This window comes from Thalassobacterium sedimentorum, from assembly GCF_031127905.1.
Classification (GTDB): domain Bacteria; phylum Verrucomicrobiota; class Verrucomicrobiia; order Opitutales; family Coraliomargaritaceae; genus Thalassobacterium; species Thalassobacterium sedimentorum.
The window spans coordinates 1-26,115 of the sequence record NZ_JARXIC010000043.1; the positions used below are offsets into that span (position 1 = coordinate 1).

Annotated in this window: 21 protein-coding genes; 15 read left to right on the forward strand and 6 right to left on the reverse strand. The window is 49.0% G+C overall.

What is annotated here, in order from left to right; all coding sequences use genetic code 11:
- The first annotated feature begins 165 nt into the window (after positions 1 to 165).
- Positions 166 to 1,152, forward strand: coding sequence for a transposase (locus tag QEH59_RS16460; RefSeq protein ID WP_308986481.1), 987 nt, complete (start codon positions 166 to 168; stop codon positions 1,150 to 1,152).
- Between the two features lie 48 nt (positions 1,153 to 1,200).
- On the opposite strand, the gene hspQ is transcribed toward QEH59_RS16460, so the two are convergent.
- Genes hspQ through QEH59_RS16475 form a run of 3 tightly spaced genes read right to left on the reverse strand, consistent with a single transcriptional unit; the run spans position 1,201 to position 3,649 of the window.
- Positions 1,201 to 1,539 (reverse strand): heat shock protein HspQ, encoded by a 339-nt coding sequence (gene hspQ / locus QEH59_RS16465; protein ID WP_308986482.1) that lies wholly within the window; start codon positions 1,537 to 1,539, stop codon positions 1,201 to 1,203.
- 32 nt (positions 1,540 to 1,571) lie between these two features.
- Complete coding sequence (gene ispH / locus QEH59_RS16470) at positions 1,572 to 3,239, reverse strand: 4-hydroxy-3-methylbut-2-enyl diphosphate reductase (protein WP_308986483.1); 1,668 nt, start codon at positions 3,237 to 3,239, stop codon at positions 1,572 to 1,574.
- 2 nt (positions 3,240 to 3,241) lie between these two features.
- Positions 3,242 to 3,649 (reverse strand): OsmC family protein, encoded by a 408-nt coding sequence (locus QEH59_RS16475; RefSeq protein ID WP_308986484.1) that lies wholly within the window; start codon positions 3,647 to 3,649, stop codon positions 3,242 to 3,244.
- Positions 3,650 to 3,652: 3 nt separating this feature from the next.
- On the opposite strand from QEH59_RS16475, the gene QEH59_RS16480 reads away from it, so the two are divergent.
- From QEH59_RS16480 to QEH59_RS16495, 4 genes are all read left to right on the forward strand, one after another.
- Positions 3,653 to 4,150 (forward strand): type II toxin-antitoxin system RelE family toxin, encoded by a 498-nt coding sequence (locus tag QEH59_RS16480; RefSeq protein WP_308986485.1) that lies wholly within the window; start codon positions 3,653 to 3,655, stop codon positions 4,148 to 4,150.
- Positions 4,151 to 4,166: 16 nt separating this feature from the next.
- Positions 4,167 to 5,048, forward strand: coding sequence for a CDP-diacylglycerol--serine O-phosphatidyltransferase (gene pssA / locus QEH59_RS16485; protein WP_308986486.1), 882 nt, complete (start codon positions 4,167 to 4,169; stop codon positions 5,046 to 5,048).
- A 259-nt stretch (positions 5,049 to 5,307) separates the two neighbouring features.
- Positions 5,308 to 6,435, forward strand: coding sequence for a DNA polymerase III subunit beta (dnaN, locus tag QEH59_RS16490; protein ID WP_308986487.1), 1,128 nt, complete (start codon positions 5,308 to 5,310; stop codon positions 6,433 to 6,435).
- Positions 6,436 to 6,550: 115 nt separating this feature from the next.
- A complete protein-coding gene (locus tag QEH59_RS16495) occupies positions 6,551 to 7,441 on the forward strand; it encodes a hypothetical protein (RefSeq protein ID WP_308986488.1) in 891 nt (296 codons plus the stop codon).
- A 553-nt stretch (positions 7,442 to 7,994) separates the two neighbouring features.
- Here the strand turns inward: QEH59_RS16495 and gndA are convergent.
- The gene (gene gndA, locus QEH59_RS16500; protein ID WP_308986489.1) at positions 7,995 to 9,500 is read right to left on the reverse strand and encodes an NADP-dependent phosphogluconate dehydrogenase; all 1,506 of its coding nucleotides are present in this window, start codon (positions 9,498 to 9,500) and stop codon (positions 7,995 to 7,997) included.
- 263 nt (positions 9,501 to 9,763) lie between these two features.
- Between gndA and QEH59_RS16505 the strand changes: the two genes are divergently transcribed.
- A complete protein-coding gene (locus tag QEH59_RS16505; RefSeq protein ID WP_308986490.1) occupies positions 9,764 to 10,378 on the forward strand; it encodes a hypothetical protein in 615 nt (204 codons plus the stop codon).
- A 23-nt stretch (positions 10,379 to 10,401) separates the two neighbouring features.
- Here the strand turns inward: QEH59_RS16505 and QEH59_RS16510 are convergent, their stop codons facing one another.
- Positions 10,402 to 12,714 carry a cation:proton antiporter domain-containing protein gene (locus tag QEH59_RS16510; RefSeq protein ID WP_308986491.1) on the reverse strand — a complete coding sequence of 771 codons (2,313 nt, stop codon included), beginning with the start codon at positions 12,712 to 12,714 and terminating at the stop codon, positions 10,402 to 10,404.
- Between the two features lie 133 nt (positions 12,715 to 12,847).
- Here QEH59_RS16510 and QEH59_RS16515 point away from each other — a divergent pair, with 133 nt between their 5' ends.
- Positions 12,848 to 14,560, forward strand: a complete 1,713-nt coding sequence (locus tag QEH59_RS16515; RefSeq protein ID WP_308986492.1) for a SulP family inorganic anion transporter — start codon at positions 12,848 to 12,850, stop codon at positions 14,558 to 14,560.
- 5 nt (positions 14,561 to 14,565) lie between these two features.
- On the opposite strand, the gene QEH59_RS16520 is transcribed toward QEH59_RS16515, so the two are convergent.
- Positions 14,566 to 15,018, reverse strand: coding sequence for a CopG family ribbon-helix-helix protein (locus tag QEH59_RS16520; protein ID WP_308951813.1), 453 nt, complete (start codon positions 15,016 to 15,018; stop codon positions 14,566 to 14,568).
- Between the two features lie 170 nt (positions 15,019 to 15,188).
- Between QEH59_RS16520 and QEH59_RS16525 the strand changes: the two genes are divergently transcribed.
- The 8 genes from QEH59_RS16525 to uca all read left to right on the forward strand — a co-directional run bounded on the left by QEH59_RS16525 (position 15,189) and on the right by uca (position 26,009).
- Complete coding sequence (locus tag QEH59_RS16525; RefSeq protein ID WP_308986493.1) at positions 15,189 to 16,196, forward strand: ABC transporter substrate-binding protein; 1,008 nt, start codon at positions 15,189 to 15,191, stop codon at positions 16,194 to 16,196.
- A 112-nt stretch (positions 16,197 to 16,308) separates the two neighbouring features.
- Positions 16,309 to 17,694: an ABC transporter permease gene (locus QEH59_RS16530; protein WP_308986494.1), complete on the forward strand. Its 1,386-nt coding sequence runs from the start codon at positions 16,309 to 16,311 to the stop codon at positions 17,692 to 17,694.
- Positions 17,695 to 17,699: 5 nt separating this feature from the next.
- Complete coding sequence (locus tag QEH59_RS16535; protein ID WP_308986495.1) at positions 17,700 to 18,599, forward strand: ABC transporter ATP-binding protein; 900 nt, start codon at positions 17,700 to 17,702, stop codon at positions 18,597 to 18,599.
- Positions 18,589 to 19,377 carry a creatininase family protein gene (locus QEH59_RS16540; RefSeq protein ID WP_308986496.1) on the forward strand — a complete coding sequence of 263 codons (789 nt, stop codon included), beginning with the start codon at positions 18,589 to 18,591 and terminating at the stop codon, positions 19,375 to 19,377. Before QEH59_RS16535 ends, QEH59_RS16540 begins: the two co-directional genes overlap by 11 nt.
- Before the next feature lie 91 nt (positions 19,378 to 19,468).
- Positions 19,469 to 20,806 carry a type III glutamate--ammonia ligase gene (glnT, locus tag QEH59_RS16545; protein WP_308986497.1) on the forward strand — a complete coding sequence of 446 codons (1,338 nt, stop codon included), beginning with the start codon at positions 19,469 to 19,471 and terminating at the stop codon, positions 20,804 to 20,806.
- A gap of 43 nt (positions 20,807 to 20,849) precedes the next feature.
- Entirely contained in the window at positions 20,850 to 21,560 is a 711-nt protein-coding gene (locus QEH59_RS16550; RefSeq protein WP_308986498.1) for an urea amidolyase associated protein UAAP1, read from the forward strand.
- Positions 21,561 to 21,664: 104 nt separating this feature from the next.
- Entirely contained in the window at positions 21,665 to 22,309 is a 645-nt protein-coding gene (locus QEH59_RS16555; RefSeq protein WP_308986499.1) for an urea amidolyase associated protein UAAP2, read from the forward strand.
- Positions 22,310 to 22,406: 97 nt separating this feature from the next.
- Positions 22,407 to 26,009, forward strand: a complete 3,603-nt coding sequence (uca, locus tag QEH59_RS16560; protein ID WP_308986500.1) for an urea carboxylase — start codon at positions 22,407 to 22,409, stop codon at positions 26,007 to 26,009.
- Positions 26,010 to 26,115 lie beyond the last annotated feature (106 nt).

Genomic DNA, 26,115 nt, shown 5'->3' on the forward strand with positions numbered 1-26,115 from the left:
ATCACCTCAGAGTCGGCAGCTTCATCAGCCAAGCCCTGCAGTCGCTCAGGCAAATCTACGCTGCATTTTGATCCGGATTACTTGGACACCGTTCACCCCTATAATATAGACCTGTCCCTTATATTAAGGCTTGTAATTAGATAATTTAAAGAGCACTATCTTCTTATGCGAACCAAACGAATCACGGCCCAAGGCACGGGGATTTACCATTGTATGTCCCGCACTGTGAATGGGCAGGCGCTTTTTAAACTGAGAGAAATGGAGGTCTTGCGAAAGATGATCCATCAGGTTGCAGATTTTTCGGGCGTCGAAGTGCTCACTTATTGCTTGATGAACAATCACTTCCATGTCCTAGTCCGTGTGTCTCCGGAGGCAAAGGTCTCTGACTCGGAGTTGATGCGCCGCTATCGGGTGCTCTATGCGAAGCCTTCTTTGTATCAAACCGCTTCTGTTTCTGTGATGGAGCGGGAATTAAGAGATGGGGGAGCGGAGGCGGACTTGATTCGACAAAAGCTACTGGCTCGCATGAATGACATCTCGGCCTTCATGAAAACTTTAAAACAACGCTTTTCGACTTGGTTTAACAAGACTCATGAGCGCTTTGGGCCCTTATGGGCGGATCGCTTTAAAAGTGTTTTGGTCGAGGGTAAGGGCAACGCGCTGCAGACAATGGCGGCCTATATTGACTTGAATCCTGTGCGAGCGGGATTGGTGAAAGACCCGAAAGATTATCGTTTCTGCGGCTATGCAGAAGCGGTCAGTGGACAAAAAAAGGCACAGCGAGCGCTGAAGTTTCTGACTTTCGGAGCATATGAAGCTTCTAGTAATGAGGCACTTGCGTCCTACCGTGAACTGCTCTTTGGTAAGGGTAGTGCGGCTGTGGAACATGCGGCAAATATCAACCGCGAGGCGGCGGTGCGGGTATTGAAAAAGGAGCAAGGCGTCTTGCCGAGTGCGGTGCTGCTGCGATGTCGTATCCGTTACTTTACGGAAGGTGCTGTGCTGGGCTCGCGCGAGTTTGTGCAGTCGCATGTGGAGCACTGGAAACGTAGCACAGGGCGCAAACATCGCTATAAACCTCAGGATATTCCTGCAGAAGCGGAGAGCGATCTGGTTGCGATGAAACGCGTGCGGGGCGCTGCGTTTACATAGACTACCAACATCAGACTTCAGCTGATCTTTAGCATCTTCAGACGTGCATCATGCTTTTAATTGATAACGTCCTGCTTTAAAACCTGAAAAATAACATTGAAGGCGTGGATGACTGATGGGGTGGCCACTGCTGTCTTCTGCCAAGTTAGATTGAGCTACATAAGTGCTTAAACCACCACTATCATGAACTAATACATGGTACCAAGGCTGTTCACGTGATGGCTGGGTTTTATTAGATTGATACCATGTATCCCCTGCCATGCAACAATCATCCACTGCTACTATGACCCCGCGGTAGCCGTAGAGTTGATGAATAACTACAACACCCAATTCATAATAAATCCCTGGAGACGCCCCTCCATCTGTATCTGTAAGTCCTATCAACACGGCTAAACAGTTTATTCAGCTTCAGTAAATCTTCAAGTTTCCAACTCAAAAGCTTCTAAAATATCCTCAACTGGACGAATTTTTACCGCAGGAAAAAAACTATTAATTCGATGTATCACTTGCTGTATAATACCATCGGGACACGATGCTCCTCCAGTTAAAAGGATACGAGGTTTATCCGGCAGTTCTTTGAACATAGGACGTTCTTCTTCAACTGCTGTAGGTACTGCGGTTAAATTATACGGAAAGGTGTAGTGCCTCACTGATTCCAGTGAAGTAATATTCTTTTCGGACTGAATATAATGAGCCGCTTCACCAAATCGTTCAGCACAGACACGATACAGTTGAAAGGTATTTGAACTATTTTTTCCGCCGACAACCAACGCCGCATCAATGGGTTCTTCAACTGCTTTGTGCAATGCATCCTGATTAACTTGAGTGGCGTAACACAGAGTGTCTCCTTTTCCCTTTGACCAAAGATGATTGGCGACTTCGCTTTCACCATACTTATTTGCAATAGTAGAACGTAAATAATCAATGATCTTTAGGGTTTCATTCCTCAAGAGGGTAGTTTGATTCACAACTGCTATACGTTCGAGATCACACAAGGGATCAAATCCCTCAGAGTAGAGTCCTGCAAATGAAGCTTCGAAAAGTTTGATTTTCTCAGAGTTATCTGCCTCGATAACTTCAGATAAGCGTCGAGCATGTTCCATATTACGAATCATTAGAGCAGGCCCATGACTTGAACTGTTAGAAAACGTTGCCTTAGTTTCTTCATGCTCAGATTTACCATGTATAAGTACGGTATAACCTTCCTGTGCATATCGACGGGCTGCTTTCCAAACTTTCTCCACTAACATGCAAGTGGCATCATTGTCTCGAATTGAAAGACCGCGCTGAATTAAACGTGCTTTATCTTCATTGGTAGCACCAAAAGCAGGAATTATAACAATATCATCTTCTGTCAGTTGATTCCAAAGTGCTTCAGGATCTTCTTTATTACTCGCAATAGAACCATCTGCTCGAAGCGCCAGTCCTTTATCAGTCTGAAGATAGCGCAGCCCACGAGCGAGTAAATCTTCATTCACAAAGGGATTATGAATGAGCTCACTAAGCATAAAAACCCGTTGATTCGGATGTATTGCTACCGTTTCATAAGCACGTTCAATGGCATTTTGAACGCCGAGGCAAAAACCGAAATGACTCGGAATGACGTAACTGACTGCTCCAAAATCAAGCACTGCAGGTTTGCCTGAAGATTTTTCCCGCGTGCGGCGCGCTTCTTTAATCGCGCGGCATAGCGCACTTTGGTAAAGTCCTTCAGATTGTTCATCAATATATATGGAACGATTACGCTCTTTTGCTGTTCTAAATCGATATATATACTCATTTTCTCCCATGCCAAGGTAAGGGATGCGATATAGCTGACTATCAATCGCACTAAGAACCATCGATAAATCAGAAGATTGCGAGTATGAATGTAAGTTGAAAATACTCTGCCATTCCCCTATTTGCTGCTTTGGTTCTTCACCTAAAGCACAGAAAATCTTGCGCTTACCAATCGGTAGTTGAGCGTCAATTAAAGGGTGCCAATTATAATCATTCACTGAAAGTGATGCTAATGCATAGCCTTCTTCTGAATGATTAACAACCCAAAGCCGATTATTCTTATCAAAAAGCAGTCGAATCGCTTCCATAATTATAGCCAATGAAAAATGACTGGCTTATCAATTTCTGAACTAAGACTATGATGCACAGGGCAGCCTTTGGCCGCAGTAATGATAGTACGTTTAGTTTTATCATCAAATTTAGCAGGTAACCATATTTCAGTGCTGAGTTTAATTATACGTCGCGGTTTGTATTTTGACATTTCCTTGGTAACTTCAATTCGCGTGCCTGCAACGTCATGTCCCATTTTTTCCATTTGCATACCAATAATGGTCGCCATACATGAGCCAAGTGCAGCCGCACAGAGATCTGTTGGTGAAGCAGCTTCGCCTTTACCATTATTATCGACTGGAGCATCCGTCGTGAAAGATTGACCGGAAGGATCATGACTAACTTTGCAGCGCAGCGCCCCCTCATATTTAACTGTCATTTGAACCATTGAATGAAGATTGTTAAAGAAACAGCACGGGTCAATGCGTATGCTCAATCACAGTTACATTCTGCGGTTGCACAGCGAGCATACGCAGCTACAGTGTCGGCTTATTTCGAGACTCACTCCCGATACAAGATCATGTTTCAAGTCAATTTCAGCGAACAAAGTATGCATGAGCTCAACCAGCTCGACACACGCTCACAGATGCTGCTCGTGGAGGTAGTGAGCACCCTCAAACAAGAGCAACTGGACAATCCCAACGAAGAGCTGGGGCGTTTCCATCGAAATGGAAAAACATACTATCGCGTGCGCGCAGGCGAATTTCGTATCTATTTTGAACAAGATGGTGAAGCGCTCTTTGCACACTATATACTGCATAAGAACACACTTTCGGATTTTATCTTCCGATTTAAACTACCTTTCGCTGAAGAGTTTATGCTCGAACAGGAAGATTCCTTTTGGAAATACCTCGAATCGCTCCGACATAAAGACGAGGTCGACGATTAAATATCCCTCAACCTCTATGACCGAACTGCCCGAAACCAACGAAGAAATCGAAGACCCCGAACACTCGCGTCATCAATACGCAGATTCTGGTGAAGCAAGTCACATCTACCTGTTGCCCAACAGTTTAACAGCTGGGAATCTTTTTTTTGGATTTTTAGCGATTCTACGGTGCATCCAGGCTAATTATGCCACCGACCCAGCGATTGTATCGGATAATTACAAACAGGCAGTTTGGTTCATACTTTTCGGTGTCATCTGTGATGCCTTGGACGGGCGTGTTGCGCGTTTGGGAGGGCGCGAATCATTGTTCGGTAAGGAATTCGACTCTATTGCCGACATTATTTCATTTGGCGTAGCACCTGCATTAATGATGATATTTCTAGTGCTGACGCCAACAGTCGAAAAATATCCTATCTTTTTGCAAATCAGTTGGTTAATCGGATTTGTTTATCTACTTTGTGCGGCTGTACGTTTAGCACGCTTCAACGTACTGACTCACCCGATGATCCCACCTGCTGAACGCTTAAAGGGTACTAAAGATTTCTTAGGCCTACCTGTGCCAGCCGCAGCCGGAATGATAGCATCCATCGTATTAGTCATTACAAGCTTAGAAACTCCCACCTTTGACTCTAGCAGTCTAGCGCTATTGATCCCTCCCTTTATGCTAGCGATCGCATTTCTAATGGTCAGCAACATACCTTATCCAAGCTTTAAAGACATCGATTGGCAGACTCAAACGCGCTTTAGATCCTTTATCGGGCTGATTCTCGGCCTTGGCACCGCTTTCTTTTTTAAAGAATTTTTCTTCGCTCTACTATTTTTCACCTACATCGCCTACGGGCCTGTACGTCATTCGATTCGAATCTATCGCGCACGAAAAGCCAAAATACAGCCTTAAAACACGCAGTGAATAACATGGGAATAAGTGCGAATACATTGTGTGTTTAAAAAAACTTATTCTCATTGTTCACCATCCACATATTTAATTCACCGTCTTTTTCACATCAAAAATATTACGCAAAGAACTTGTCTACAGCCACTTGATGAGTTCTTCTACTTAATCCCCCCACTTACTGTTACTAAGAGATTTAAATATATAAAAAGAACTCTTATATAAGCATTGCCAGTAAGTCCAAAAAAACGCCAAATTCTCCACCATGAAGTTCAAGATCAACCAAGATCATTTTAGCAACGGCCTCCAACAAGTGCTCAATGTTGTGGCAACTCGTTCGACCATGCCCATCCTCAGCAATGTGCTGATCGAAGCCGAGGAGGGTCATATTTCGTTAACGACGACAAATTTAGATTTAGGGATTCGTTGTCGTATCAAAGCGGAAGTATCCGATCCAGGCAGTTTGACTTTGCCTGTGCGAAAATTGGCTACGATCGTGCGTGAACTTCCTAACCCAGAGGTTTTTATTGAAGCTGGAGAGAATCATCAGGCTAAAATCACATCTGGTGGTTCACTTTTCAAAATTATGGGTATTAGCGCCGAGGAATTTCCTCCATTGCCTACTTTCGAAAACCGCAAAGTATTCGAACTGGGGCAAAGCGAAATTGTGAGTATGCTCAAGAGTGTTTCCTACGCGCAATCGACAGATGAGAATCGTTACATTCTCAATGGGGTATATTTCAATTTTGCAGATGAAAAATTGACCTTGGTTGCTACCGATGGTCGCCGTCTGGGTTTAACTGCTTTAGAGTTGGAAATCAGCGAAGATAATGCAGGAAGCTTAATTCTCCCTGCCAAAACAGTGGGTGAACTCGAGCGCTTGATGGGCAAGGGCGAGAAGGTAAAAGTTGCGTTCAATGACCGTCAGGCAGCTTTTGAAATCGCGATAGATGAATCCGGCGATACGGGGCTCATTGATCACCTCTATTTGGTCTCCAAGATAGTTGAAGGCAACTACCCAAATTACCGTCAAGTTATCCCAAAGGAGACTGAGCATCGGGTTAAGATTGAACGGGAATTGATGCTTGAATGTGTGCACCGCGCTGCTTTGGTGACTTCAGATAAGAGCAATTCGGTTAAGCTGAAGGTGAGTAAGAATCTTCTCGAAATTTCTGGTCAATCGACTGAATATGGTGAATCTCACGAGTCGATGGCGATTGCGTACGACGGCCCTGAGGTGCAAGTTGCTTTCAACCCACAATTTTTGATGGAGCCGCTCAAGGCATTGACTAAGGATGAAGTCTTTTTTGAGTTTAAAGATGAGCTTAGCCCAGGTTTATTCAAGACCTTGGATAACTTCATTTGCGTGATCATGCCTTTACGCCTGAATTAATTTCAGCGATCAATTTCTAAGTCCGTAGTGTGCGAGCTTGTTCGCGCCAACGTGTGGCATCTCAGTCGAATCAGACGCGAGCAGGCTCGCACACTACGTTTTACACTTAAACGTTATGTTTTTTGAATCTTCTGAAACCTACCAATGGCTACTTTTAGTAGTCGCGATTGTTACTGTGCTACTACCAATATTAGGAAATCGTTTTTCGATTCCTACTTTTATGGTGTTTGGACGTTGGACACGTTGGTTTTTATTTGGGGCGTTGTTTGCGTATTTCCTTAAGACGTTTGAAATTTCATTTCGACCTGAGTGGGTGCATTTTATTACTGGGCTAGCAGTTTGGTTTGTTTTGGAGACCGGTTATAATTGGATTGCAATTAAGGCATTAAGTCGCAGCGAGTTGCCCTTATTTCCTGATTTTTATGAAAATATAGATGGCGATGAGTGGCCTGCTGATGATCGCTTTATTGAACTGAAGGACTGGTTGCGAGCTGAGAAGTATAATCGCCTGAAGGCATTGAAGGCTGAACTTTTTGTAGGTACTTATTTACGGGCATCAATTTATGAAAGCCAGGATGGCTTAACTCGAATACAAATTCTTTTTCTGCCGAAACGGAAGGGAGGTGCTACAGCCTGCTATACTATTAGCACGCATGCTAGCAGTGGAGAACGTTTAATTACGGATAATCTTTTTCTTCCCTATGGCGGTTACTACCCCGAGAGTTGGAATATCTGTCGTAAGCCATTAATTGGCTCACTAAGGCATTTATTACGTCTTCATCAACGGAGACTACTTGCGAGCAAATTAGAACCTGTATTGGTAGAAGAGGATGCTCTTACTGAATTAAATGAGCAACAACGTATACTGGAACGCTTAAACATTGAAACAGGTTTTTTAGTTCCTCGTCCTCGCCAGGAAGAAGAAGGTAAAATTTCTTATGAGGGGCGCTATCGACTTTGGAAAGAAATGTGGATGTTGGCCTATCTAGGAAAGTCAGTTGCTTGAGGGCATGTGTTTTGCTGTTTTTGTTTTCAGTGTAATTGAAAGCTTCATGGCTAGTGACACCTTGGATTAAAGTCCAATCGCCGCTCCTGAGGCTTTCTTGAAAGTAGATGTTGTAGAGTTTTGGATTGGGGACTGGGTAGCTTAATTGGACTTAGCCATTTCCTATCACTTTTATATGCATCGCGGGTTACTTGGGATTGATAATCTTAATGGTTTTCTGTAAGTTGTTGTTTTACCAATAGTTAAATTATTTTTATTTGAATATATTTCTAGAGCGTTTCTCAAAAGTAATGACGTAAATCGTATTATGAAATGAAGAAATCTAAATGAACCGCCTCGTGCCCAAAAGCGCTGAAGCGCTCACTCTTACCTGAGGATATACAGTCAAAGGTAAGAGTGACGGCTTTAGCCGTTAAGCATATTCTAAATTCTTATGTAGTAGTATAAGCGCAAAGAATTTTGAGAAATGCTATATATCTTTGACAGTAGTTTATGCAGCAAAAAAGCCTCCCGTTTTCGGGAGGCTTTAGAAATTACAGTTTTATTTACAATTTTACAGCTCGAGCTGTGGGCGGTCTGCCTTGGGCCAGTCGATGTGGTAGAACTTGCCCCGTGGCTCGTCAGTGCGCTCGTAGGTATGCGCACCAAAGAAGTCACGTTGTGCTTGTAGTAGGTTCTGTGGCAAGCGTGCGGTGCGGTAGCCGTCGTAATATGACAGCGCAGAGCTGAAGGTGGGAATGGAGACACCGTGCTCGGCGGCGAGGGCTACGACTTTACGCCAGCTTTTTTGCGCTTTGTTGATGGCACCTGTGAAATAAGGATCGAGCAGCAAGTTTGCGAGTTCTGGATCGCGTGCGAAGGCTTCGGTGATCTTTTGCAGGAAGGCAGCACGGATGATACAACCGCCGCGGAAAATTTGCGCGATTTCGCCGAAGTTGAGCTCCCAGTTGTATTCCTTTTGTGCTTCACGCATGAGTTGGAAGCCTTGCGCATAGGAGCAAATCTTGGATGCGTAGAGTGCTTCGCGAATAGCTTCTACCATTTCCTCTTTGTCACCAGTGAAGGGGGCGGCTTCAGGGCCAGATAGGATCTTTTCAGCTGCGACACGCTCGTCTTTGACTGCAGACAGGCAACGTGCAAAGACGGCTTCGGCAACTGTAGGCGCTGGTGTGCCCATATCGAGTGCGTTGACCGATGTCCACTTACCTGTGCCTTTTTGACCTGCGGTATCGAGCACGATGTCGACGAATGGCTTGCCAGTGACGGGATCTGTTTGCTTGAGAATGTCGGCTGTGATTTCGATTAAGAAAGAGTCGAGATCACCCTTGTTCCACTCGCTGAAGATGTCGCCCATTTCTGCCGGACTGAGGCCGAGCACATTTTGCATGAGATCGTAGGCTTCGCAGATCATTTGCATGTCGCCGTACTCGATGCCATTGTGCACCATTTTAACGTAGTGACCTGCACCGTCCGGGCCGATGTAAGCAGTGCAGCTGAAACCACCTTCGACTGGCTTACCAGGCGCTGCACCCTCGAGAGGTTTGCCAGTTTCAGGATCTACCTTTGCTGCGATGGCCTTCCAAATTGGCTCGAGGTGCGACCATGCTTCTTTGCTACCACCAGGCATCAGGGAAGGACCAAAACGTGCACCTTCTTCACCACCTGAAACACCGGAACCGATGAAACGAAGTCCCTTAGCGGTGAGTTCCTTTTCGCGGCGAATGGTATCATCCCACTTTGCATTGCCGCCGTCGATGATGATATCGCCCTCTTCCATCAGTTCAACCAAACCTTCGATGACCTTATCGGTCGCCCAGCCAGCTTGCACTAGGATAATGACCTTACGTGGGCGTTTGAGTGATTTGACAAAACCTTCCAATGTTTCGCAACCAACAAGCCCACCTGGCGTGTCGGGATTCGCAGACACGAATTCTTCCATCTTGCTCGTGGTGCGATTGTACACGGAGATTTTAAAGCCATGGTCGGCTACGTTAAGAGCCAGATTCTGGCCCATGACTGCGAGGCCGATGAGGCCGATTTCGGAGGTTGCTTCAGACATAATGTGTATGGATTAAAAGTGGGTTGAGGAAAATCAGCCGCTGCCTCGACGCAAGGTCAGACTGGCAAATGCTTATGAATTATAGTCATACGGATGATGCCGACGGTTGAAACAAGTTAAAATAGCTTAAGTAGAAATGAATTAAAATTATATATTATTGAGAATATTTGCATAAATGCGCAAGCGCTGTAGAGATGTATACCCACTGAATAGATTGGCAGGTGGATTACGGGAAATGACTATTTGAATTGTCATCATACGAAATGCCTTCAAACGTATGCGGTATGGAAGTTGTGGCTCGAATCTCGAAAGAATGGCGTCGGCGTATGCTATTTATGTTTTTTATGATCTTTGGTATTGCTGGCTGGTTTCTCTATGACGGTTTCATATTATGGCCAGACGAGGCGCAGCGGTATGCTGAGTATAGCGAAATTAAAGACTCCATGATTGAGTCTGGTGACGCAAAAGACGAAGAAAGTTCCTCCTTGAAACTTGCATGGCAACGCCATGCTCGCGAATCGGGTTATCGTAGCAATGTGCCCAAAGAGCGCACGGATGCTGCGATTCGAGAGCAGCGCGTGATTGGTTGGGTGATGATGGGCGGAGCGCTGTTATTCGGTGCATGGATCGCGTGGAATCATACCCGGCAGGTGCAAGCAAAGGGGGAGACCGTCATTGGAGTGTCGGGGCAGCGCGTTGCGCTCGATTCGATTGTTGCGATGGACCGCAAGAAATGGAAAAATAAGGGTATTGCATATGCCATTTACGAGGATGCGGGGGGAAAACAACGCCGGCTATGCCTCGATGAACATAAATTTAAGGGCTGTGAGGCGATCATACTCGAAGCCGAGAAGAGGATTAAGGCGCGTAGCTCGTAAAATTTGTCATTTTAAAAGTCAGGTCACTCTTCTTCGGCAGCATTTAAGGCTTTCACGGCACTGGAAGAGCCTGCGAGGGTGAGCTCATCACCGACTTGTAAATGCTCATCCGCTTTAAAATTAGACTGCAATTGACCGGCTCTTTGTATCCCAACAATCTGTAACCCGAAACGATTGGGCCAGTCTAATTCGTCAAGCGTACGCCCTGTCCAAGAAGATGATTCCGAGACGACAACTTTGCTTAGAATGGCTGACTGCAGGTGTAAGTCATGCTCGTTCTTGTCGGGTGCCACCTCTTGGATCATTTTTATCGCATCCTTTAAGCGCTCGGTTGAGCCAACCATATAAATATGGTCCCGTGCGTAGAGCTTTTCTGAGGCCGCTAAATCTGAGATTAAGAAGCCTTGTCGATCGATTGCGATCACTGAGACGTCAAAACGTCGACGTAGGTTTAGCTGTCCAAGTGATTGGCCCACTACGATAGAGCGGACAGGCACTTCGGTTTCGAATAAATCCAAGCCAAGTTCATTGCCCATCTTCTTGCTTAAATGATCGACTCGTGAGTCTTCTTCTACCTCTTCAGCAAGAGCGGATTTAATAGAAAACTCCGCATGACTATGCCAGCGCACCCATTTGCGCCAACCGCCAATCGCTGCCAAACTGAGTAACAATGCAAAGAGCAACCAATCCCCGATACGCATACTCCCAAACGAGAAGAGGAAGAGCAGCCAAACAGTCAGAAGCAATAAGCCAGTTAATTGAAAAACTAGTTCCAAACGGTGACGGTTTTCTGGAGTTTTACAGGCTTTGATCGGGACGCCATCTGCTAAAATCATCGCGACTGCAGATATATTACGATATAGGGCGATCACGGGTGCCAGCACGATCAGCGCGATTGCAAGTCTGTAGATTAGACTCGCTAGAGGTAACCATGCTAAATTGCTCTCCATCCATTCGGTAAATTTCGGCTCGAGTGGATGCGCAAATAGCAACACCCCGGTGACTAGTAACCACTCTGCACTGATCTGCCATACGCGAGGGCGCAGTATTTTCCACAAAACACTGCGATCTGAATGTTGGCTTACTTTCGACCACGACGATTGGTAGAGGCTTAAGCATCGACCTAACCAGCGTATACGTGAAGGCCGTAGTAGCTGACTCAATCGATCCCCTTGCTTGGCGACTAGAGGCGAGCAAAGAGAAGTTACAAATGCAATTCCTACTGCAGCGACTTGTATTTTCTCTTCAAGGACACCTGCGGCGACACCTAGCCCAGCAATCACAAAGGCAAATTCACCGATTGGCGTTACGCACAAGGCTGCTTTCACGGCCACCTTTTCATCTTCACAAGCTAATAGAAAGCCGAAGGTAGCTGCGATCGGACGCACGAGTAGCGCGAGAACTACACCCAGGGCGATTAAACCTAAGGCTTCAGGTAGGCGCAGTATGTCGATTGCCATGCCGGTCGCGGTAAAAAAGACGGCAACAAATATATCTTTCAAACCGGAGAAGGCTTTTTCGATTACCTGAGCACGAGTCGTTTCCGCCAAAATTACGCCAAAAAGAAATGCGCCCAGAGCAATTGAAAACCCGGCGCTTAGCGTCAACCAAGATAGCCCGAAGAGTATGCCAGCCACGATGAGTGTCTCCAGTTCCACGCCGCCGATCTTCTCAAAACGACGAAGCCAGCGAGGTAGCACGGCGATGCCTGGTAAGACAATAATGACAACAAAGACTAGTAGTAGCGATACTTGAGTGACGATTGCTCCCAGCCCTCCGCTTGACGATTGCTCCATTGCCGCATACGAGCTCAAATAAGTGAGCATCACAATTGCCACAATATCTTCAAGTAAGCTCATTGCGAGGGCCAGCTGGCCCGAGCGCTGGTGAGCAAGTTGACTATCGTAGATGAGCTTGCCCACAATGGCTGAACTACTGCCCATTATCATGGCCCCTAGAAATAATGCCGTGCCTTCGTTTACCCCCAAGAGCATCGCTGCGGTCCTGGATAGCATTAGCACCAACAGAGCAGTCGCAGCAGTGGCTAATACCACTCCAAATCCAATTTGTTTAATTTTTCGTAAGCCAAGCCCCAGGCCGATGGAGAACATCAAGAAAATCAATCCTAGCTGAGCGAGTAGTTGAATGCGCCCAGCATCCGTGACATAGGGAAATGTGATCTGAGGTGTCCCCACTAGAATTCCTGCAGCAAGGTAGCCGACAACAACCGAAATTCCGAGTCGCTTACATAGCCAACCACTAAGGCCAGCTGCAATTAAAACGACCGCTAAGTCTTGTATCAAAAACTCGATGAGGTGTGCGGTGGAGTCTATCATTAAGTATAGGTTATATTACAGCGTTTAATACATACAAAAGTAATTTCTCCTAGCATAGATTTATTTTGCCATTTTGCAGCTAGAGTGCTGAGGCTTGTACTTTGCGGTCTCTGTTGGACCGTTCTGACAGCTCATGAAGCCACACGCTTACAAACCACGTTTCCTTGAATTATTGTGCAATCGTCCTAGTGGCGCCGACATCGGACGCGAGGCCGCCGCGGGGCTCACGGTCGGTTTAATTGCTCTACCGCTGGCACTTGCCCTGGGCATTGCGAGTATTCCAGTTGGGGCGGACACTCCTTACTCCGCGCCGGCATTGGGGATTTATACGGCGATTATCGCTGGTTTTTTAATTTCCGTATTCGGAGGTAGTCGGGTGCAGATCGGCGGGCCGACCGCGGCCTTTATCCCGATTGTGCTACTCATTGTGCAAGCGCATGGCTATGTCGGCCTGTTGTTGGCGACGATGATGGCTGGCATCATTTTGATTTTAATGGGCTTTGCGCGGCTGGGCACTTTGATCAAATACATTCCTTGGCCCGTTACCTCGGGCTTTACAACGGGTATTGCGGTGGCGATTATGGTCACTCAGGTGGTTGATTTTAGCGGTATTCATGGAGAGACTGCGATCCCGGGTGAGTTTTTTGAAAAAGTAGAATGGCTGTGTCACCACTTGGGAACTGTAGATATGATGACTGTTCTGGTCGCACTACTTTCCTGTGCGATTATATTCTTTTGGCCGCGTATAGGTTGGAAGCGCATTCCGGGTTCGATTGTGGCCATGTTGCTCGGCACCTTGGCGGTGTGGGGCTTGAATCAGCTGGAGGGCGTTCAGATCGCCACTGTGGGCTCGCGATTCGGGGATTCGGCAATTCCGGCGCATTTGCCCAGTTTTATGATGCCTGTAGTTTCGGTGGAAATGATACGGGAGTTGATTATGCCAGCCACGGCGATCGCGATTTTGTGTTCGATTGAGTCTTTGCTCTCGGCGGTGGTGGCCGATGGTCTGACTAATCAGCGGCATGATAGTAACTCGGAGCTGATCGGCCAAGGTATCGCGAATTTGATTTGTCCCTTCTTCGGCGGCTTGCCTGCGACCGGCGCGATTGCACGCACTTCGGCTAATATTCGTAATGGCGGCCGTACTCCTTTGGCTGGGGTTGTGCATGCGCTCTCATTGTTGGCTATTGTACTGCTCTTTTCCTCTTTTGCGCGATATATCCCGATGCCGACCATGGCTGCAGTGCTGGTGATGGTGGCCTTGCACATGGGGGAGTGGCGGGCTTTAAAGGAAATCAAGCGCATGCAAACGGGGGATGCTTTGGTTCTATTGACGACTTTTGCGCTAACGGTGATCTTTGATTTGGTGGTAGCGATTGAGATCGGTATGGTCTTGGCAGCCTTGCTGTTTATTCGTCGCGTTTCAGAGACTACGGAGGTCAGCCGTGTGACGCACAATGATGTCTTGGAATCGCCCGAGCACGTTGCGCAAGGTAAAGAGATTCCCGAGGGCGTGCTGGTGTATCGTATTTTTGGCCCCTTCCTATTTGGCGCGGCCGATAAGATGCAAGACGCGCTGGAGGAATTGTCCGACTATCCTAAAGTGATCATCTTGCGCATGCACTTAGTGACTGCAATGGATACCACTGCGCTCTATGCCTTAGTCAATTTAGTCGAGCGCATGCGGGAGAGAGGAACGTCGATCGTTGTGAGTGGAATCCATCGGCAGCCCTTGGAACTTCTACGTAAATCGGATTCGCTGAAAACGCTGGGAATCGATAATTTCTGCGGCCACTATGACGAAGCGCTTAATCGTGCGCAGCAGTTGATCGCCGAGAGCAAATAGCAATTTCAGCGGGCATGGACTTGCGGGATCAGTTTGTTGGTCAAGGTAAGGCCGCCGGAACTGACGCCTTTGCAAGCCAGCATTTGATTTGTCAGTTCACGCAGGTTCTGCACCGGGCCCTGGGCTAATACCACTTCCATTATGTACTGGCCCTCTAGTAATACATGTTGGCTGCTGATGCACTCTTGCACGTACTGACGTTGGATCTGTGCTAGCTGCTGTAGCAGTCCCGTCTTTCCCGTGTCATAAATAAGAGTGATCGTTCCGGCCATGATGGCCGAGTTGTCTTCTTGTTTATGTTGGATGAGGCTCTCCTCAATCATCTCAGCAATGGCTTGCGAACGATTTTGAAAGCCACGGGAGTCCACCATGTCGTCCAGCGCAGTCGCCAATTTCGCTGGCAGTGAGATACTTATGCGCTGAGCGAGTGTTTTGTTCGTTTTTTGTACAGTCTTCATACGATTTATATTTAAAATTCAAATCGTAATACTTTTTGCAATAATAATATTACTATTTTTAACACTTATGTGTATTGGCATGCTTCGTGCAAGACTGCAGTGGATCGTTGGCAGCTTCTGTTGACGGTATGTTCTTCTCACTGACACTCACCATCAAAAACACTAGGATTATGTTGAAACTAAAAAATTGGGCTGGAAAAGCCACACGGACAGGACTCTGCACACTTGCACTGATCAGTGCAAACATGCTTTCAGCCAAGGAACCTCTTAAAATTGGCTACAGTGACTGGCCAGGATGGGTGGCATGGCAAATCGGTATCGATAAGGGCTGGTTTGAAGAAGAAGGTGTCGACGTGGAATTCCTGTGGATGGACTACGTGGCATCGATGGATGCCTATGTTGCTGGCCAGGTGGATGCTGTCACGATGACCAATGGGGATGCGCTGGTCACCGGTGGCACAGGTAAACCTTCCGTTGCGATTCTTATCAGCGATTACTCGAATGGTAACGATATGGTGGTGGCTGCTCCTGGAATCGAAACTTTGGCAGACTTGAAAGGTAAAAAGATCGGCCTGGAAGAGGGCTTTGTGATTCACCTGCTATTGCTAAAGGGTGCTGAGATGGCGGGTATCGATCCTTCGGAATTTACCATCGTTAATACACCGACCAATGAGACACCACAAGTGCTGGCTTCGGGTGCCGTCGATGCGATCGGCGCATGGCAGCCAAATTCTGGACAAGCGCTCAAGACGGTTCCCGGTTCGAAGCCGGTGCTGACTTCGGCGGATGCGCCTGGTATCATTTATGATTTGTTATCCGTTGATCCTGAAAGCTTGGAAGCGCGTCGCGATGACTGGTCTAAGGTCGTGAAGGTTTGGTATCGTATCGCCGACTTTATTAAGGACGAAGAGAACATCGATGAAGCGCTCGAAATTCTTTCGAAGCGTGTCGCCATCTCTCCGGAAGAGTATGAGCCATTTCTTGAGGGCACATACATCCTATCCCTGGAGGAAGTGCTTCCTATCTGGAAAGAAGCCGAGGGCCTGGGTTCGGTCTATGGATCGACTAAGATTGCAGATGATTTCAATGTCGAGCAGGGCGTTTACGATGAGCCGCTCAACACCGTCCAATACCTAGACCCAAGCCTGACTCTGGAGTATGCTGAGTCGGTGAAGTAAGGCGGACTGGCTCTTTGCCAACTATTTCTAAAGGCGGGCCGAGATCCCGGCCCGCCTTTTTTCTACCTAATTGCTTTCCATCAGGCACTACGCCCTCAACCAAACTTACTGAATGAAGAATAGTTCCCAGTTTAAGGCACCCACCACTCCATGGTTTGCCGTGCGCAAAGAACTCAGCGCCAAACGCCGTTCACTACTGATTGCTGCATCTTTTATCCTTCCGATCTTACTTTGGAGTATCGTGAGTTATACGCCATTTATCTGGCATCCGGATATTAAGCTCGAGATTTCAGCGGACCGGGAAAATGTGACGACGGTCTTTACTGCCGGTAATCATCTGTCCAAGGAATATTTCCCAGGATTTGTCGAAGCTGTCGAAGCAGAGAATAGTGAAATCCTGGCAGCACGTGCCAGTGGTGAGTCGACGACTTCAGGCTTTCGTGCGCGGCGTGCAAATTTGAAAATCCTGCGACACATGGCGCCCGTGGCGATTGCTAATGGCTGGCTGACGCGCGAAGAAGCTGAGGACGACAGTCAACTGTATCAGGTCTGGCAAGGCGTGGCCGAAGGCACGCTAGTCGGGAGCAAGGTCAAGTTGAGCGATCAGAACATTGCGCTGATTAAACGAAATTGGGAGCTACTGAGTGCCAAGAGCCCGACCTTTGTTTCGAAATCATTGCCGGAAACGCCACTGGAAAAATTGGTGCCTCAAGGACGTCCAGCGAATCCAGTCTATCTACCCGCGCCGCATGAGGTGGTCATCCAGGGCTATCATGACTTCACTCAAGAAACGGATCCCGATAAGCCTAGCATGTGGCAGCGCTATAAGCACTCACTGCGCATTGTCTTTTTTGGATTTATGCTGTCGGCCTTGGTGGGGGTTCCTATTGGAATCCTTTGCGGCACCTTTGATTTCTTTTCAAAACTCTTTGAGCCATTTATTGATTTCTTCCGCTATATGCCGGCTCCCGCCTTTAGCACATTATTAGTGGCGGTCTTCCTTGCCCACGATGCGCCTAAGATCGCATTGGTTTTCTTAGGCACCTTTTTTCAAATGGTACTGGTGGTTTCAAATACCACGCGCCAACTGGATGCCTCTTTGATTGAAGCGGCTCAAACCTTGGGTGCGAAAACTTTTACCATGATTCGCCGTGTTATCATTCCTGGTATCACGCCAAATCTTTATAACGATATGCGAATTCTACTTGGCTGGTCATGGACTTGGTTGGTGATCGCAGAATTGATCGGGGTGAAGAGTGGTCTGACGGAGTTTATCGAAACTCAGGGTCGCTGGCGTAACTTTGACAGTGTTTTCCCTATCATTATTATGATTGGTGTTACAGGCTTCGTGACTGATCAAATTCTCGCATCCTTGCGCAAATATTTTTTCCCGTGGACTCCCGAATCATCCGAAAAGAAACACGGCTTTATCGGTCGCTTTGTGCTCTGGATGCTTGATCGCAAGGTTTATGACACACCTAAGAATGGAAAGGCTTAAAGACGATGAGTGATATTATAGAACTACCCAGTTATAAAGAGCAGAGCGATTCTGTTCGCGCTCGTTTTGCGGATATTTATCAGCGTCCCATCAAGCTCGAAGTGAAGGATGTCAGTAAGAGCTTTAATACTGCCAAGGGGCAAATCGATGTATTGAGTCCGATCAGTTTCAATGTGCATCGTCGCGAGTTTATCTCGGTGATTGGTCCATCGGGCTGTGGCAAGTCCACTTTGATCCGCATGCTGGCCGGCTTGGAAACTGTATCCGGCGGACAGTTCTTATTGGATGGCAAAGAAGCTTCCGGCCCCGGTGCAGATCGCGGTATGGTCTTTCAGGGCTACACTTTGTTTCCTTGGTTGACTGTTAAAAAGAACGTAATGTTTGGCTTGGAAGTCAATGGACATTCTGGCACTTCAGTCGAACAAGAAGCGATGCAATGGATCGAATTGGTCGGGCTCGGGCATGCCGCTGAATCTTATCCGAGCCAACTCTCGGGTGGCATGAAGCAGCGGGTGGCCATTGCGCGGGCGCTGGCAAATCAGCCACAGATCTTGTTTATGGATGAGCCCTTTGGGGCTTTGGATCCGCACACGCGTTCACAGATGCAGTCGCACCTGTTGCAAATCTGGCACAACGTAGATGTCACAATCATGTTTGTGACACATGATTTGGATGAGGCGATTTATCTCTCCGATCGCATTCTTGTTTTGAAAGCCAACCCTGGTGAAATACAGGAGTTCATCGAAGTGCCGGTGCCACGTCCGCGCACGCCGGAACAAATGCTGAGTCCGGAGTTTCTCGCGACCAAGCAACGCCTGGAAGAGCTCATTCACCCGAAAGAGCATACCAGCACGCAAGATCTACCCATCGTTCGTATGACGAGTGTAAATGACAATGTTGAATAGATACTGCATCGAATCGCTGACCTGGCCCAAGGTGCAAGCTTTGCAAGCGGAGTGTCCGCTACTGGTCTTGCCGCTTGGAGCGACCGAACAGCATGGGCCGGCCCTGCCAATCAATACCGATACCGTGATCGCCGATGCGCTGTGTCGCGACGCCTGTCAACGTGCACAAGTCGCGATGGCTCCGGTCATCCCTTATACTTCGTCGGCGGCGCACACGGATAAGTGGCCAGGCACGTTTTCACAAACACCGCTTAGCTTTATCCAAACACTGGTGCAATATGCAAAATGGGCGGAAGCGACAGGTTGGAAAAAACTCTACATCGTCAATGCCCATGCCGGCAATGACGCACCCTTGCGGGTGGCCGTCGACCAGGTGCGTATTGAACTGATGGGCCGCCTGCAGATTGGTTTTCTCAACACCTTCTTTATCACACCCGAAATCGAAGCGCACTTTACGCAAGATGCCAAGGATCTGCACGCCAACAAAGGCGAATGTGATCTGATGCTACACCTCGCACCCGATACCGTCGACCTCGATGCGCTTGAAAGCGCCGATGATCCCGATCGCACCGAGGACTTGATTTTCAGCTACCCGGTATCGCAAACCAGTTTGACCGGTGGCACTGGCTATCCCTCTCGAGGCACGGCGGCAGATGGACAAATGCTCTTTGAGAAAATGTGCCTCGCAATCGCCGCCAAGCTAGAGCAAGCCAAACTCGAACAAGCGCCCTTAGCTGAATCAGAATGGGGCAGCGCACCTGATGGCTTTTATTCTTAATCAATAACAGCATGTGGCATATTTTTTGCATTATTCAGTAATACTTTTTGACTAATTCGTAATATTCACTAAACCAAAACATACAAACCAGATGGAAGAACTAAAAAACAAACTCAAAGCCCAAGGGGTTAAATATTGTGTCGGCGCTTACGTAGACATTCACGGCGTGCCAAAGGGTAAGTTCGTACCCATCGATCATTTCGAGCATTTTGCAGAAGGATCGGAGCTCTACACCGGCTATGCCCTCGACGGCTTGGGCCAGCGCCCAAATGACGACGAGATTGCCTCCTTACCGGACACCAATCACATCATCCAATTGCCATGGCAACCGGAAGTGGCATGGATGCCAGCGGACAACACTTTCAAGGGCGAGCCCTACGAGGTCAACACCCGCGTCGCACTGAAGAAGGTGCTGGCGCAGGCTGAAGCAATGGGCTTCACCGTAAATCTGGGCATCGAGTGCGAAGTCTACGTGGTCAAAGAAACGGAGAATGGCGGCATCGAAATCCCCGACCAAAACGATCATTTGGACAAGGTTTGCTACGATGTGAAACGCTTCATGGATCGTTTCACCTGGCTGGACAAGGTGTCCACCACCATCAATGACCTCGGCTGGGACCTTTACTCACTCGACCAGGAGGACGCGACTTCGCAGTTCGAATTCGATTTCAAATACGCCGATGCGCTCACTATGTGTGACCGCTACATCTTCTTCCGCATGATGGCGAAGCAGTATGCCGCCGAAGAAGGTCTCTTGGCCACCTTCATGCCAAAGCCTTTCGCAGATAAGACCGGTAGTGGGGCTCACTTTAATCTATCGCTGGCCGATTCTAAAACAGGCGAAAACCTGTTTAAGGATGCCAACGATCCGCGCGGACTGGGCTTATCAGAGCTCGGTTATCAATTCAGCGCGGGCATCCTCAAGCACGGTCCGGCGCTGTGCGCGGCATTTGCACCAACGGTCAACAGCTATAAGCGTCTCGTGCGCAAGGGCCTGATGTCTTACTATTCATGGGCTCCCGTATTCAATTCATACGGCAGTAACAATCGCACCAATTCGCTGCGCGTGCCGATGGGCGGCGGACGCATCGAATCGCGCAATGCCGATGCGTCTTGTAATCCATACCTCGCCGCCACTTTGATGCTGGCTGCAGGCTTACAAGGGATCCAAGAGAAATTAAATCCCGGCGAGGCTCAGGAGGAAAACCTCTACGAATTCACCCCAGAGCAGTTGGCCGAACGCGGGATCAGCGAACTGCCACGCTCGCTCGACGAGGCGGTGCATGCCTTTGCCTCCGATCCCTTCGTCGAAGAAGTACTCGGCAGCACATTACGCGACGAATTCATTCGCTATAAGAGTGAAGAATGGCGTCAATATCACCAACGCGTCACAGACTGGGAAGTCGATCATTACGCGCGTCGGTTTTAGTTAAAAGAATTCTTCTCTCTTAATTCCTAATTCTTAATTCATTATGATACACTCAGAAAAACTCCACGGTGGCACGATGTGGTCCAAAGTGATCGGTCGTGGTAAAACACTCCGACTCACGGATATTGATGGCAAAGCCAATGTTGGCATGTTGCTGTATAATGCACTGGAAAAAGAAGAGCGGTATAACATGCCGGATACATTGAAGGGGCAGCATATCTTCTATCTGACCGCGCCCTTTTGTGTGCACTCTGACATGGGGCGTCTCTTTTGCTCCATCACTGCAGACACAGCTGGGTGGCATGATACAGTTTGCGGCTGTTCGGATGCCGCACTGGTGGCCAAGAAGTATGGCAGCAAGCCTTATCAAGAAGCGCATAATGCTTGCTATCGTGATGCGCAGCGTGCCTTTCTAATTGAACTGGCCAAGTGGGACATGGGCAAACGCGACTTGGTGCCAAACCTTAACTGGTTTTCCAAAGTCGTATCGGACGAAGCTGGCAAACTGAGCTACGTGCCGGGTGCATCCAAGCCAGGTAGCTACATCGACCTGCGCTTCGAGATGGATACACTGGTGGTGCTCAACACTTGTCAGCACCCCCTCGATCCAAATCCCGAATACGACCCAGGCGATGTGCAGTTAGAGGTGTTTAAATCTGAAGCGCCCACCGCAGACGATGCATGTTTTCAATCCCGCCCGGAAAATCTCCGCGCTTTTGAAAACACTGAAACCTATCATAAACTTCGATTCTAATAAACCGTAGGGGCTTCACTTGTGAAGACCGCCGATCCCAAGCACCGAACCAACACGCAAACCACTGCGGTCTTCACAAGTGAAGCCCCTACAAGTTAATCATCATGTCCAATTTAACTGAAAGCACTCTCAATCCTGAAAAAGCTAGCTACCGCGAGGTGATTCCCGCCGGCGAATACTGGTTGCACGAAATCAAAAAAGGTCAGACGCTGCGCATCCTCGACATGGAGGGCAATCAAGCGGCCGACACCTTATTCTACGATGCCAAGGATCCGGAAAATCGCTATAGCGCCTCCGATACCATTCAACGTCAAGCGGCACTGTATTTAACCACCGGCACGAAGCTCATCTCGAGTCAGGGCGATGAGCTATTAACGATTACCGCCGACACCTGCGGACGTCACGACACAGTCGGCGGCGCCTGCTCGCGCGAGAGTAACACGATGCGCTACGCGCACGACAAAGAGCACATGCACGCCTGCCGCGATAGCTTTATCTGCGGCATCCAACATTGGGGCCCCGATCTAGGGAAGCGTGACATTACTTGTAATATTAACTTCTTCATGAATGTGCCCGTCACACCTGAAGGAAAGCTCACATTCGAAGACGGCATTTCCGCTCCAGGGCGATACGTCGAAATGAAGGCCGAGCGCGATGTGATGTGCCTGATCTCGAACTGCCCACAGCTGAATAACCCATGTAACGGATACAACCCGACCCCCGTCGAAGTGATCATCTGGGATCAGTAAAAATTGTATTTGTAGGGGCGCCACTTGTGACGCCCGCCGAGAACCTGAACCGAACCAACAACACTGCGGGCGTCACAAGTGAAGCCCCTACAGAAAAATGTTCCAAAAAGTCCTGATAGCCAACCGCGGCGAAATCGCTTGCCGTATCATTCGCACACTCAACGCGCTCAAAGTGGCTTCCGTCGCGATCTACTCCGACGCGGATTGTGATGCGCCACACGTATCCATGGCCACGGAGAGTTATCGCATCGGCCCACCAGCCGTGAGCGAAAGCTATCTACAAGCGGATAAGATTCTGGAGATCGCGAAACAAAGCGGGGCCGAGGCGATTCACCCTGGCTATGGTCTACTGAGTGAAAATGCAGACTTCGCCGCCGCCTGCGAGGCCGCAGGGCTGGCCTTTATTGGGCCCACTGCAGCGAGCATGTTGGCTTTTGGTCTCAAGCATGAGGCTCGCCGCTTGGCACAAGAGAATGCCGTGCCGCTCTTGCCGGGCAGCCCTTTGCTGAAGAGCTTGGAAGAAACCAAACCACTCGCGCTGGAGATTGGCTACCCCGTCATGTTAAAGAGCACCGCCGGTGGTGGTGGGATCGGCATGCAGATTTGCGCGGACGAATCGGAACTGGTCGAAGCCTACGATCGAGTGGAGCGTTTGAGCCAAAGTCACTTCGGGCAAGGTGGCATCTTTCTTGAGAAGTTCGTGGTGCATGCGCGTCACCTGGAAGTGCAAATCTTTGGCGACGGACACGGCCACGTGGTCTCACTGGGCGTGCGCGATTGCTCGACCCAGCGTCGCAATCAAAAGGTGATTGAAGAAACCCCACCAGCCAATGTGCCGGACTCGGTGATCGATGGCTTGCAGCAGGCTGCCTTGCAACTAGCAAAAGCAGCCAGCTATCGCTCTGCGGGCACGGTGGAATTTATCTACGATAATGATAGCCACCAATACTACTTCCTCGAGGTCAATACACGGCTACAAGTAGAGCACGGTGTCACCGAACTGGTCACGGGCGTCGATTTAGTTAGTTGGATGGTGCAACTCGCTGCGGGTGATATGAGCCTTTCCGAGGAGTCGAACATTGTGCCACAGCAGGGCCACGCCATTCAGACGCGTCTCTATGCCGAAGACCCAAACAAAGATTTTCAACCTTCGAGCGGACTGCTCACCCAAGTGGTCTTCCCCGAGGATGTGCGCTGCGATCACTGGCTCGCTTCGGGCACGGAGGTCAGCCCATATTACGATCCCCTTTTAGCAAAGCTACAGGTGTATGCGGAAGACCGTCCCCAAGCTGTGGCTGCGATTAAAGACGCGCTCGATCAAACACGCCTGGACGGCATCGAAACTAACTTAAACTACTTGCGCTCGGTGGTGGATGCAGAGGTCTTTATCAAGGGCGAAGTCGTGACAAAGACTCTGGCCTCGCATGTGTATCAACCACGCAGTTTTGAAATCCTACGCTCCGGCACCATGACCACAGTGCAGGATTTCCCCGGTCGGGTGGGCTATTGGGAAGTCGGCGTGCCACCTTCGGGGCCGATGGATAGTTTGGCTTTTCGCTTGGGGAATCGCTTGCTGGGCAATGATTTTGATGCCGCTGGGCTTGAGATCACTGCCAATGGGCCACGTATCCAATTCAACACTACCTGCACAGTTGTGCTCACAGGTGCAGCGATGGAGACGCAGCTGGATGGCGAATCCGTCGACTTCTATAAGCCTTTTGAAGTGCCAGCCGGCTCCATCTTGGATATCGGCAAGACAACCGGTGCAGGCGTGCGCAGTTATCTTAGTATTCTAGGAGGGATCGATGTGCCGAAGTATTTGGGCAGTCGCTCGACATTTACACTTGGCCAATTTGGTGGTCATGGTGGCCGTGCTCTACGACTGGGCGATGTTCTCTATATCGGAGCAGAGCCTGAAGATGCATCGATCACAACTTTCGCAGACGAAGCCGCGATCCCTCGCCTCTCCAATGTTTGGGACATCGCCGTCTTGTATGGCCCCCATGGGGCCCCCGAGTTCTTCACGCCAAAGGATATTGAAACCTTCTTTGAAAATGAATGGGAAGTGCACTACAACTCCGCGCGCACAGGCGTGCGATTGATTGGCCCCAAGCCAGAGTGGGCGCGCACCGACGGTGGCGAAGCGGGACTGCACCCTTCCAATATTCACGACAATGCTTACGCTATCGGCGCGATCGACTTTACCGGCGACATGCCCGTGATCTTAGGGCCCGATGGCCCCAGTCTGGGTGGCTTTGTGTGCCCCGCTACAATCATCCAATCCGAGCGCTGGAAAATGGGGCAGCTTAAACCAGGCGACAAGGTGCGCTTCCGCTGCGTCACCCGTGAAGAAGCGGAGCACTTGCGCAGTGTGCACGAGGAAAGCATCCTGACGCTGGAGACAGACTTCTCCGTGCCGGATTCCCCGCGCATCCCTGCTCCGCAAGAGGCGATTTTACACGACGAGGGCGAAGGTGCGGATCGCATAGTCATCCGCCAGGCCGGCGATGCTTACATCCTCGCGGAAGTGGGCCCGATGGCACTCGATTTCAAATTACGCTTCCACATTCACGTGCTCTACGAGGCCTTGAAGAAAGAGACCTTTGAGGCGGTGCAAGACATCACTCCTGGCATCCGCTCCTTGCAGGTGCATTTCGATCCTGCCAAGGTCAGCGCAGAATCGGTGGCCGCGTGGATTGCTTTGGTCAATGCAAAGTTGCCACCACTGGAAAATGTGACAGTGCCCTCGCGTGTGGTGCATCTGCCACTCTCCTGGGATTCACCTTCCACCAAAAAGGCGATCGATATCTATATGCAGTCCGTGCGCCCCGACGCACCATGGTGCCCGGATAATATCGAATTCATTCGTCGTATCAATGGATTGGATACACGAGAAGACGTCTACAATGTAGTCTTCAACGCTCGCTACGTAGTGCTGGGACTCGGCGACGTCTACCTCGGCGCACCCGTTGCGACGCCACTGGACCCACGCCATCGCTTGGTCACGACTAAATACAATCCTGCCCGCACATGGACTCCGGAAAATGCCGTCGGCATCGGGGGCGCTTACATGTGCATCTACGGCATGGAAGGCCCCGGCGGGTATCAGTTTGTTGGCCGCACAGTGCAGATGTGGAATCGCTACCGCAGCACTGCTTCTTTCGAACCAGGCAAACCTTGGTTGCTACGCTTCTTTGATCAGATCCGTTACTATCCTGTCAGCGAGGATGAGCTGAATCAAATGCGGAAAGACTTTCCGCACGGCCGTTTCGAGCCAAAGATAGAAGAAGGCGAATTCAGCCTAGCAGATTATCAGGCCTACCTAGCTGAGAACGATGACAGCATTCGCGAATTCAAAACCAAACAACAAGCCGCATTTGAAGATGAGCGTGCCCGCTGGAAAGCTGCCGGACTGGATTCCTTCGTAGAAGAAGAAGTCATGCAGGCAGAAGACGATACCGCTGGCTTGCCCGCAGGTGCAGAGCCAGTGGAAAGTCCTGTGGCCGGAAGTGTCTGGAAGATACTCTTAGAGGAAGGAGCGACAGTCGCCGTCGGTGATACCATCGCGGTCCTGGAATCCATGAAGATGGAAATCAAACTCGAAGCCCCGATTGCTGGCACTTTATGTGCTATTCTCTGTAAAGAAGGCCAAGCCGTTCAGCCAGGGCAATCACTCTTTGGTATCACGCCTAATGACTAATTTACAATTATAACGTAGATGACATGGGAGTTTATCAGGAGCGTGGAAACGCTACAGTGACAAACTTATGCAAAACCCCACATCATCTACGAACATCAATAAGAAC